At 67.5% G+C, this 10,158-nt stretch carries 9 protein-coding genes; 7 read left to right on the plus strand and 2 right to left on the minus strand.

Annotated elements, in window-relative coordinates; translation table 11 throughout:
- Nucleotides 1-52: 52 nt before the first annotated feature.
- Nucleotides 53-1,564, minus strand: coding sequence for a glycosyltransferase family 39 protein (locus ACFV15_RS17610; protein ID WP_378351514.1), 1,512 nt, complete (start codon nucleotides 1,562-1,564; stop codon nucleotides 53-55).
- Between the two features lie 279 nt (nucleotides 1,565-1,843).
- Between ACFV15_RS17610 and mppP the strand changes: the two genes are divergently transcribed.
- The 5 genes from mppP (at nucleotide 1,844) to ACFV15_RS17635 (ending at nucleotide 6,149) form a co-directional block, all read left to right on the plus strand.
- Nucleotides 1,844-2,974, plus strand: a complete 1,131-nt coding sequence (gene mppP, locus ACFV15_RS17615; protein ID WP_378351515.1) for an enduracididine biosynthesis enzyme MppP — start codon at nucleotides 1,844-1,846, stop codon at nucleotides 2,972-2,974.
- A complete protein-coding gene (locus ACFV15_RS17620) occupies nucleotides 2,974-4,104 on the plus strand; it encodes a PLP-dependent aminotransferase family protein (RefSeq protein ID WP_378351516.1) in 1,131 nt (376 codons plus the stop codon). The genes mppP and ACFV15_RS17620 overlap by 1 nt, the downstream gene beginning before the upstream one ends.
- Nucleotides 4,101-4,892, plus strand: a complete 792-nt coding sequence (mppR, locus tag ACFV15_RS17625) for an enduracididine biosynthesis enzyme MppR (RefSeq protein WP_378351517.1) — start codon at nucleotides 4,101-4,103, stop codon at nucleotides 4,890-4,892. Before ACFV15_RS17620 ends, mppR begins: the two co-directional genes overlap by 4 nt.
- A gap of 290 nt (nucleotides 4,893-5,182) precedes the next feature.
- Nucleotides 5,183-5,533, plus strand: a complete 351-nt coding sequence (locus ACFV15_RS17630; protein ID WP_378351518.1) for a hypothetical protein — start codon at nucleotides 5,183-5,185, stop codon at nucleotides 5,531-5,533.
- Nucleotide 5,534: 1 nt separating this feature from the next.
- Complete coding sequence (locus tag ACFV15_RS17635) at nucleotides 5,535-6,149, plus strand: hypothetical protein (RefSeq protein ID WP_378351519.1); 615 nt, start codon at nucleotides 5,535-5,537, stop codon at nucleotides 6,147-6,149.
- A gap of 63 nt (nucleotides 6,150-6,212) precedes the next feature.
- On the opposite strand, the gene ACFV15_RS17640 is transcribed toward ACFV15_RS17635, so the two are convergent.
- Complete coding sequence (locus ACFV15_RS17640; protein ID WP_378351520.1) at nucleotides 6,213-6,575, minus strand: hypothetical protein; 363 nt, start codon at nucleotides 6,573-6,575, stop codon at nucleotides 6,213-6,215.
- 408 nt (nucleotides 6,576-6,983) lie between these two features.
- Here ACFV15_RS17640 and ACFV15_RS17645 point away from each other — a divergent pair, with 408 nt between their 5' ends.
- Both ACFV15_RS17645 and ACFV15_RS17650 read left to right on the plus strand, forming a co-directional pair.
- A complete protein-coding gene (locus ACFV15_RS17645; RefSeq protein ID WP_378351521.1) occupies nucleotides 6,984-9,341 on the plus strand; it encodes a SulP family inorganic anion transporter in 2,358 nt (785 codons plus the stop codon).
- Nucleotides 9,342-9,462: 121 nt separating this feature from the next.
- Nucleotides 9,463-9,654, plus strand: coding sequence for an aldehyde dehydrogenase family protein (locus tag ACFV15_RS17650; RefSeq protein WP_378351522.1), 192 nt, complete (start codon nucleotides 9,463-9,465; stop codon nucleotides 9,652-9,654).
- Nucleotides 9,655-10,158 lie beyond the last annotated feature (504 nt).

Below are 10,158 nucleotides of genomic sequence, written 5' to 3' on the forward strand. Positions count from 1 at the left end.
CGCGAGATTGCCGGTCCTGCACGGGTGTTGGCCGTCTGTGCACGACCCCTGGTCAGAAGGTGCCGACCCAGCGGAGCTTGGGCCAGAGGGTGGGCCAAGGTTCGAGTGGCGTCCGGCAGACGAGCACGGGCTTGCCCTCGTCGAGATGCGGCAGGTCGAACTTGAGCGAGGCCGCGACCGCGCACTGGGCGAAGTGCGGCGCCAATGTCGCCGCGTCGGTGCCGACGGCGATCACCACGGTCTTGTCGTCGCCGGGGAACCCGAAGTCGTAGTACGAGTTGTGCGGGCTGTACGCGGCGGGTAATCCCGACGCCGGGCCGAAGCGGTCCAAAGCGCCCGCCTCCGCGTAGTTCCAGCCCAGCAAGGCCGTGTGCGCGCGATCCGGCTCCGGCAGCGAGAGGTAGACGTCCGCGACCTGGTCGGTCAGCCGGTCCCAGCCGGCCTGCCCGAGCTGGGCGTCGCCGACTCCGCTCAGCGGTGAATCGGCGCCATAAGCGTCGATCGGCAGAACGGGCACCGACATGACCGCGGCGAGAATGGCGTTGGCCACGATGGCAACGGTCATCAGCACGCGCCAGGGCAGTGACTTCAGCCAGGCCACCGCGGGCACGCAGCCGACGGCGAGCGAAACGGTCAGCAGGCCCTCGGTGTACCGCGCGAAACCGCCGATCGCCACGAGCAGCACCACGAGCACGACATAAGCGACGCCGAGCGACCGATACGCCGGGCGCCGGAAGAGCCAGACCAGGCCGGTCACCCACAGGGGCGTCAGGAACAGCCCGATCATGATCAACTGCCCGATCACGAAACCGATCGCGGTGTCCACCCCGAACGACCCGGAAAGCTCCGAGGCCATCGAAAACTGCGGCCAGCCGTTCACGCCCTGCCAGATCAACACCGGCGCCGCGATGACCAGCCCGGCCGCGAGCCCGCCGAGCAGATACCGGCTGCGCAGCACCTGCCGCGGCCCGGCGATCAGCAGCCCGGCGAAGAGCCCGATCACCAGGAGTACCACCAGATACTTCGCGAGCATGCCGACGCCGACGACCGCGCCGATCGCCAGCCACAGCCGGGCGTCGCGGGTGCGCAGCAGCCGGATGACCAGCCAGCAGACCGTCACCCAGACGACGTGGTCGACCGCGGTCGGGTGCAGCACGTGCCCGGCTGCCATGGTCGCCAGTGAGGCCGACGCCGCGACCGAGGCGAGTACCTGCGCGCGGCCTCCACCACCGAGTTCGCGGGCGATCAAGGCGGCGACGCACACCGAAAGGCCGGTCAGCAGCGCGGGGATCACGCGGATGGCGAACAGCGTGTCGCCGAACAGGAACGTCTGCACCCGCGAGAGCAGTGCGACCAGAGGTGGCTGGTCGATGTAGCCCCAAGCGAGGTTGCGGCCCGCCACCCGGAAGTACAGCTCGTCCATGTAATAGCCGTAACGACCGGCCAGCACGAGTAAACCGGCGGTCAGCGCGACGCTCACGCCGAGTACCGCCCGCCAGTGGAATCTCGGGATACCGGTGAGGGCCTGGGCGGATGTATCGGGAATCGCTGTGGTGGCCGGCACGGGCATGCACCTCCGGAACGGAATTGTCTGTCCGGCAGGATCCCTTAATGTCACCGAATTGCGCAATGGTCTTGATTTCTAGGGAAAACGTGCAGGTCAGCCTCGACGTGGCGGTGTGCGCAGTGAGATTTGATTGCTGTTGATTATTTTCCTGCTAGCCTCGGAATCGTCCCGGTGATCTCGCCGGTGAGTCTCCGGTCGAATTCCCTCTTGAAATGGCCGGTGGGCTCCAAGCACGACAAAACCTAAACCTTCAACGTAAAGGTGCTTGTGATCCGAATGCAGGACAGTAAAATCGCGACCAGCCCCGGCAACCTGACCCAGTTCGAATACCTGGCGCTGAACAGCCCGTTGAACCTCTCGGACGGCCACGCCCGCCAGGCCCTCACCCCGGCACAGGCCGGGATCATCGACGAACTGCCGAGCCTGTGGGCGGACGCGGTCAAGCGTCCGGTCGAAGAGGTGGAACGCTCCGCACAGCGTGCCTACTTCGAACTGCTGGGCCAGCACAGTCATCCCGGCGCCGACGGCCGGGTGCTCGCCTGCTACTCGTCTTCGGTGGCGATGGAGATCTTCGCACGCGCGCTGGCCACCACGACCGACGCGATCGGGCTGGTGCACCCGACCTTCGACAACATCCCGGACATCCTGCGCGGCGTCGGCATGCGGCTGGTTCCGGTCGAGGAGCACTGGCTGCACGACGACGACCTGCCTGCCGACCTGCTCCGCTCGCTCGGCTGCCTGTTCGTCACCACGCCGAACAACCCCACCGGCAAGGTCGTGACCGAGGAACGCCTGCGCCGCCTCGCCGCGCAGTGCGCCGAACACGGTGTCGTGCTCACTTTGGACACTTCGTTCCGCGGTTTCGACACCCGCGCGCATTACGACCACTACGCGGTACTCGAGCAGTCCGGCTGCCGCTGGGTTGTCATCGAGGACACCGGCAAGCTGTGGCCGACGCTGGAGCTCAAGATCGGCTGGCTCGCCTCGTCGGCGAATGTCGGCCTGCCGCTGGCGAAGGTCTACTCGGACATCCTGCTCGGCGTCTCGCCGCTGGTGCTGTCGATGGTGAAGCGCTTCTCGGAGGACGCCGCAGGCGGCGGGCTCGCCGAGTTGCACCAGTTCATCGCGGCCAACCGCGCGACACTCCGCAATGGACTCGCGGGCATCCCGGACATCAGCTTCCCCGACCCGGACAGCCGCGCCAGTGTCGAGCGGCTCGACGTCGGCTCGCGTACCGGGCTGGAGGTCTGGACCGCGTTGCGTGAGCACAACGTCTTCGCGCTGCCGTGCCACCAGTTCCACTGGGCGCGCCCGCAGGAAGGCGAGCACTCGCTGCGCATCGCGCTGTCCCGCTCGGCGGAAGCGGTCACCAAGGCCACCAACGCGCTGCGGGCCGTGCTGGGCTGATGGACTCCGCCGGGCCACTGTCCCATCGGCGGCGGTGGAGCCAGGGAGTCGTCCAGCAGGTGGGCCCGGCCGGGGTGATCGACCTCGGGCCGGGCTACCTCGACCCCGGGCTGCTGCCTGTCGATCTCTTGTCGAAGGCTTACCGCGACGCGCTCGCGGAGTTCGGTTCCGCGGCGCTGGCGTACGGTGATGATCAAGGCGCGCTGCCGTTCCGGGCGGCGGCCGCGCGCCGGGCCGGCTGCACGGATGGGCACGTGCTCGTCACGGCGGGTACTTCCCATGCGCTGTATCTCATCGCGACGATGTTCGCGTCCACAGAGGACGTTGTATTGGTCGAGCGCTACGCCTACGACCTCGGCCGCAAGATCCTCACCGACCGTGGGCTGCGCACCCGCGCGGTCGGCATGGACGGCGACGGCATGGACCCGCAGGCGCTGCACGACGCGATCATCGCCGAACGGGGGAGGGTCGCGTTCGTCTACCTGAACCCGACTTTTCACAACCCGACCGGCATCGTCGTGCCCGAAGCACGCAGGCGTGCGCTGCTCGAAGTCGCGGCCAGGCACGGCGTGCTCGTCGTCGAGGACGACGCGTACGCCGACCTCGCGCTGGACGGCGACGTGCCCCGGTCGATGGCGGAACTCGCCGGGTACGAGGGCGTGATCCGGCTGCGGACGTTCTCCAAGACCATCGCGCCCGGCCTGCGTCTCGGCTTCCTCATCGCTGACCCGCGAGTCGTGAAACGCCTGGTACGCCACGGTTTGTTCGCCAGCGGCGGGTCGGCCAACCACGTCACGTCGCTCGCCGTCGCGACCCTGCTGGAGTCCGGCGACTACGACCGGCACCTGGCGTGGCTGCGCAACCAGCTCAAGGCGCGGCGCGACGCGCTCGTGGACAACCTCAGCGGGCCGTTCGACTTCGGCGTGCCCACCGGCGGCTACTTCCTCTGGCTGCGCTTCGCCGGGGAGGTGCGCGTCCCGGCCGAGGTGAACGTCGCCGCCGGTGCCCGGTTCGGCGACGGGCCGGGCTCGGCCGTCCGGCTGGCGTACAGCCTCAACTCACCCGAACGACTGGCCGCCGCGGGACGCGCGCTGGCCGGTTCGTGGATCCCCAGTTTGGAGTGGACATGACCAGCACGATCGCGGGCCCGGTCGGATACAGCCTGCCGCTGTCGCCGACCGGCGACGCTTCGATGATCACCCCGCCGCCATGGCATTTCGCGGGCGACGTGATCATGGTCGACTACCGGATCGACCCCGAGGTGGCCAGGCGTTTCCTGCCGCCGGAGCTGAGCCTCGGCGATGACCCCGGCGCCGCGGCGGCGGTGTTCGCCGACTGGCAGTGGTGCTCCGACGACGGCGCGGAACTCGCCGACCCGGCGCGCTGCCAGTTCACCGAGTTCCTGATCCTGATCGCCTGCGAGTACGAAGGCCGTCAGCTCGCGCGCTGCCCGTACGCCTGGGTCGACGCGCCGGTGCCGATGATCCGCGGCTGGATCCAGGGCATGCCCAAGCAGTTCGGCGACATCCACCAGATCCGTCCGAAGACCGTCGGCCGCGCGGGTCCGCGCCCCGGCGCGCCCGGCCGGTTCGACGGGACGCTGTCGGTGCACGGCAAGCGTGTCGCGGAAGCCACCGTGCTCCCGTCGCACCAGATCGCCGAGCCGCCGCTTCTGCACGCTGTTCCCTTGGTGCACACCCGGTTCTTCCCCGGCTGGGTCTCCGGCGAGACCCCGCTTTCGCAGCTCGTCACCTCGGAGGTGACCGACGTCGAGTTCTCCGAAATCTGGACAGGCGCGGCGGATCTGCGCCTGTTCGACGCCCTGGACCCCGACTTCGCAGGCCTGGCGCCGGTCGAGGTCGGCTCCGGCTATGTGTTCTCGTACGCGGAGACGTTGCGCGGAGGCAAGCTGCTCTGAGGTTTTCCCATCGGGCTGCCCGCACGGACGCCGGGCCTGATCACAGCGTGGTGCGGGCAGCCCTCCTGTTCCCCGTGTCGTTGGGGAACCTGGGGGAGCCGGCTTGGGGGGTTAGCTCCTGCGCACAAGTGAAACATCGGGCGGGGCTTCGAGCAGTAGTGGACAGTGGACGATCGTGGTAGTGCCAGCCTTTCCGCCAAACGTGTCATCGAGATTTCATGCGCTCTCTCTAGTGTCCCGGCAGGAACGCCGGTCACGTCCGGCAGAGCTGCGAATGAACGGGAACACGTATGTCCGATGTGTTGCACAAGCTGGTCTCCCTGTTGCTCACAGGGGCGCTGATCGGTCTGGTCGGCTGGCTCAGCGTTTCGGTACGCAAGAAGAAGGTCGCCAAGGCCGAAGCGGCCGCGCCGGCGCCGGTCGAAGATCGCTCGCAGGCTCTGCTGCGTCAGGCACAGCAGTTCGACCGGAGCAGGGACGAGATGGCCGCACAGGGGCGCCTGGCGGAAGCGATGACACACGCGCAGGCGGCGGCCCAGCACTGGCGCGAGCTCACCCGGGCGCGCCCAGGCCGCTTCCAGGCCGAACAGCAGGCGGCCTTGAAACGCCTGAACGAACTGGAAACCGCGGCACACGCCTGAGATGCCCGCAGCCATCTGGACCGGCCGGAACAGTGACCTGGACACGGTGACGGCCGACATCTCCCGAGCACTCGGAAGCGAACTCGGCCTCAATCCGGCACCAGCGGCCATGACACTGTCCGCCGAGGGCGACGGCGTCCCGGCAGGAAGCCTGCTGCCACCGCGCGAGCGGTTCAGCGGAATGCCCGCGCCGACCCACTGTTTCGTCTACGTCGACGCCCAGGCGCCCAGGCCGTTCGAACTACGCGCCTCGATCATGAGCGGACGCTCGGGGCTGCGCCGCAGCGTCGGCCTGGGGCATCTGCTCTACGCCGTGCCCTTGGCGGTGCCGGTGCGCACCCGGGTGGCGCTGGGTGCGTCGCGGTTCGAAGGGGACCCGGCGATCACGGGCCGCTTGAACGCCTTGCTGGACAAGGCCAACGCACTGGCCGTCACGAAGGCCGGGCCTGACCACAACCACACCTGGCAGGTGGAGCGGCTGCTGGCGATCGAGCCGCTTCAGCAGGGCGGGCTGCTGGTCGTGCGCACGCTTCATCGCCAGAGCCCGAGCGGCTGGCGTCTCAGGTCCGACGCGGTGCTGGACTTCGCGGCTCGGGTGGAAACAGCACTCCGGTAGCGAACGCACACCACACAGTCCGAAGTGGACCTCGCGGGCTCAGGTCTCCGGGGAATGGCCGTCTCAGCCGTGGCTGGCGGCGAATCCCACGGCGACCCAGCCCTGCGACTGCCTGCGCAGTTCGAAGCCATAGGCGATCGCGCCGGGGTCGTTGCCGTGCAACGTCTTGACGCTTTCCCAGGAGTAGTCACCTGGTTCGTCCGGGCGATAAGGCGCCGACCAGTACTGGGGTGACGTGCCGCCGCAACTGCGGTGTCCCCAGAACTTCACCGACTTCGTGCTGTCGGTGAACACGGTCCGCGCCGTGTCGTCGATGGTCCACCAGTCCTCGCAGTTCGGACTGCCTGCCACCGCGGTACCGGTGACGGCGAGCCCGCTGAGCAGCGAGACCACCGCGGCCACACTGCCGGCATGCCACAAACGCATCGATTTCCCCCTTGAAGTGATCAGTCCGAGCGAAGTGTACCGAAATGTCTGGTTCGCTGGCCAGGTGCTTTCGTTTCATTTCTTTTTCACGGCGCGACGTAAGAGTCGGGATCCGCTGTGAGCTGTCGCACTCATTCAGGTCGCCGGCTGCACTCGAAAGGCGGTTGACGAGGCCGCATCACTCGAAGGTCGGCTGCGTGGTGTGACGTGTTCGTCCACTGCAGACGATCAAACGATCATCGGCGGCGGCGAGCCGGACATATAAGTAAAGCTCTATGCAACTTTTCTTTACCAATGGAACACCTCCGCTTGGTTTTGCGGTATCTCTTGTGTCGGGGTCGGTCACCGTCACCGTCGCCGGTCATGCCGCCACTGCCACATCGCCGTCGATCGCGGAGGAATTGAACAATGAGCAAGGTGACTAGCGAGTGGGAACACGCGCCGCCGTCGGGGACGGGGAGGTGGCGATCGCTGCGGGAGAATCTGCGCTACGACGTTCCGGCGTCGTTGGTCGTGTTCCTCGTCGCGGTTCCGTTGTCGCTGGGAATCGCACTCGCGTCGGGTGCGCCGATCGTCGCCGGCCTGATCGCCGCCGTCGTCGGCGGCGTCGTGGCGGGCGCGCTCGGTGGTTCGGTGCTTCAGGTCAGCGGGCCCGCGGCGGGGCTGACGGTGATCATGGCCGATGCCATCAACCAGTTCGGCTGGGTGACCACTTGCGCCATCACCCTGCTGGCGGGTGCGCTTCAGGTGGTGCTCGGCTTGAGCCGGATCGCACGGGCCGCGCTGGCGATCTCGCCCGCGGTCGTGCACGGGATGCTCGCCGGTATCGGCGTGACCATCGTGCTCGCCCAGCTCCACGTGGTGCTCGGCGGCGGGCCGGAGAGTTCGCCGATCGCCAACATCAAGGCGCTGCCACGGCAGATCATCGAGCACCACGAGCCCGCTGTGCTGATCGGCGTGCTCACGATCATCGTGCTGGTGTTCTGGGGCAAGATGCCGCAGGCGATCCAGAAGATCCCGGGACCGCTGGCAGCGGTGGTGCTGGCGACGGTACTGGCGGCCACGACCGGACTGGACGTGGCGAAGGTGGAGACTCCCGCCAATCTGCTCGACATCAGGTTCGTGCCGGTGTTCCCGTCCGGTGGCTGGTTCGGGTTCGGCATGGCCGTGGTGACGATCGCACTGGTGGCGAGTGTCGAGAGCCTGCTCTCGGCCGTGGCGACCGACAAGATGCACAAGGGACAGCGTGCCGACCTCAACCGTGAACTGATCGGGCAGGGCGCGGCGAACATGGCCTCCGGCGCGCTGGGCGGCCTGCCGGTCACCGGCGTGATCGTGCGCAGCTCGACCAATGTCCACGCGGGTGCCAGGACCAGGATGTCCGCGATACTGCACGGCTTGTGGATTTTGCTGTTCGTCGTGGTCTTCGCGGGGCTCCTGCGCACCATTCCGCTGGCCGCTTTGGCCGGGCTGCTCGTCTACGTGGGCGCGAAGCTGCTGAACCTCACGCACGCGCGGGAGGTTCGCCGCCACGGTGACCTGCCCGTGTACCTGATCACGCTGGCCGGCGTGGTGTGCTTGGACTTGCTGACCGGGGTGATGATCGGGATCGGGCTCGCGGCGGTGCTCATGCTGCGCCGTCTGCTGTGGTCCGGAATCCGGGCCGAACCCGATGGCGAACACTGGCGTGTCGTGGTCGAGGGTGCGCTCGCCGCGCTGTCGATTCCCCGGTTGTCCTTGGTGCTGGGCGGTTTGCCCCGCGGCAGCAGGGTGACGTTGGAGCTCGTGGTCGACTACATGGACCACGCCGCGTTCGACACGCTGACCACCTGGCAGAAAGCGCACGAGAGCACCGGCGGGATCGTGATCGTCGACGAGGTCGGTCACCCGTGGTTCGAACGTGGACGGGCAGGTGAGCCGACCGTGCACAAGGCGAAGGCGAATCCGGTGGTACCGCGCTGGTTCGCGCCGTGGTCGGACTGGCAGCAGGCGGAAGGCCCCGCGCTGACACCCGGTTCGGGCGTCAGCGTGCCGCTGCAGAGTTCGATGCGGCGCGGCACGGAGGAGTTCCAGCGGCGGACCTCGAAGCTGGTGAAACCGGCGTTGAGCAAGCTGGCCGATTCACAGCAGCCGCAGACCCTGTTCATCACCTGTGGCGATGCCAGGATCGTGCCCAACCTGATCACCACGAGCGGGCCAGGTGACCTGTTCACCGTGCGCAACATCGGGAATCTGGTGCCCGACAACGCGGGCAGCGACAACGGCACGGACACCTCGATCGGTGCCGCGCTGGAGTTCGCCGTCGGCGTGCTGAAGGTGCGGGAGATCGTCGTCTGCGGGCACTCGTCCTGCGGGGCGATGAAGGCGCTGCTCGACGGCGCGCCTTCCGGGGCGCCGGCGTTGAGTTCCTGGCTGCGTCACGGTGAGGCGAGCCTGGCGCGGTCGCGCTCGCATCCGATGATCGGTATCGAGGGCGAGCCGACACCGACGGGGCCCAACCAGCTCGCTCTGCACAACGTGCTGCAGCAGCTGGACCGGTTGCGGGAGTACCCCGTGGTCCGCCGTGCCGAAGAGCTCGACGAGGTCGAACTGGTCGGCATGTACTTCGATGTCGGTGCCGCGCAAGTGCATCTCTACGACACCCGCACCGGCTACTTCAGCACGACGGGCAGGTCCGTGCCTGCCGGCAGGGACGCGGCGTTGGCGGCACTGGCGACAACCGGCCACGTCATGCCGAAGACCGGTTCGGCGATCCGGCACCCGTAGCGGAGACTCCCTTCGCCGGATCCAAAGGTCGTCGCGTCAGGTGGTGACCTGCCGGTGCTGGTCTTGGCCTGGTGGCGTGTTCAGGTCCGCTCCTGCCACGCCACCAGGCCATTGTCGTCCATTGTGGACAGATCGAATGGTCGCGGTCATCGCGAACGACACCGAGTACGGCCTGACCGCAGGCATCATCACCGAGGACTCGGGCCGCGGCTTCGCGATCGCGCGCCGCCTGCGCACCGGCATCGTCCACGTCGGCGACCAGACCATCGACGACGTGACCATCGGGGGCCGCCACGGCCAATTCCCCTTCTGACCGATGGCGCGGGGTCGATAAACCCGATTGACGCATAAGTGCCAGTGGGCAATCATGAATGCACGCGATCAAGCAGAGGGGCCACGATGACGAACATGTGGGAGCGAGGGACGCAGCGGCCAGGCATGGCCGTCGCGATCGCTGTCGTGTGCCCGTCGCCCGGTGGCCATCGGAATCCTGGCTCCATGCCCGCGAAGATTGTGATCTGTGTGACTTCTTGGCCATGACGTAGTACTCGTCATGTCACGGGAGCCGCTCATCGGAAAACCGATTCGGGCGGCTTTCTTCTTTGTCATCCCTTTTATTGGTCACCCCATTCTCCGCGCGCGGTTCGGCAACCAGCCGGGACTCATAACCCCGGCCGACGTGGATCGACACCACGGCGCGCGACCACCTGATCTCCGTTGGTCGTGAGTGTTCCCAACCGTTGGTAACCCCGGGGAAAAAAACGAGCCCGAAAAAAGCGCATTGCGGTGATTAACACGGACCCCCACGGTCCCCCGG

It is taken from the genome of Amycolatopsis sp. NPDC059657, from assembly GCF_042734395.1.
Taxonomy (GTDB): Bacteria; Actinomycetota; Actinomycetes; order Mycobacteriales; family Pseudonocardiaceae; genus Amycolatopsis.

Coding starts and splice junctions, on each gene's coding strand:
- mppP (WP_378351515.1), top strand. CDS start 1,844: ATGCAGGACAGTAAAATCGCGACCAGCCCCGGCAACCTGACCCAGTTC.
- ACFV15_RS17630 (WP_378351518.1), top strand. CDS start 5,183: ATGTCCGATGTGTTGCACAAGCTGGTCTCCCTGTTGCTCACAGGGGCG.
- mppR (WP_378351517.1), top strand. CDS start 4,101: ATGACCAGCACGATCGCGGGCCCGGTCGGATACAGCCTGCCGCTGTCG.
- ACFV15_RS17620 (WP_378351516.1), top strand. CDS start 2,974: ATGGACTCCGCCGGGCCACTGTCCCATCGGCGGCGGTGGAGCCAGGGA.
- ACFV15_RS17640 (WP_378351520.1), bottom strand. CDS start 6,575: ATGCGTTTGTGGCATGCCGGCAGTGTGGCCGCGGTGGTCTCGCTGCTC.
- ACFV15_RS17635 (WP_378351519.1), top strand. CDS start 5,535: ATGCCCGCAGCCATCTGGACCGGCCGGAACAGTGACCTGGACACGGTG.
- ACFV15_RS17645 (WP_378351521.1), top strand. CDS start 6,984: ATGAGCAAGGTGACTAGCGAGTGGGAACACGCGCCGCCGTCGGGGACG.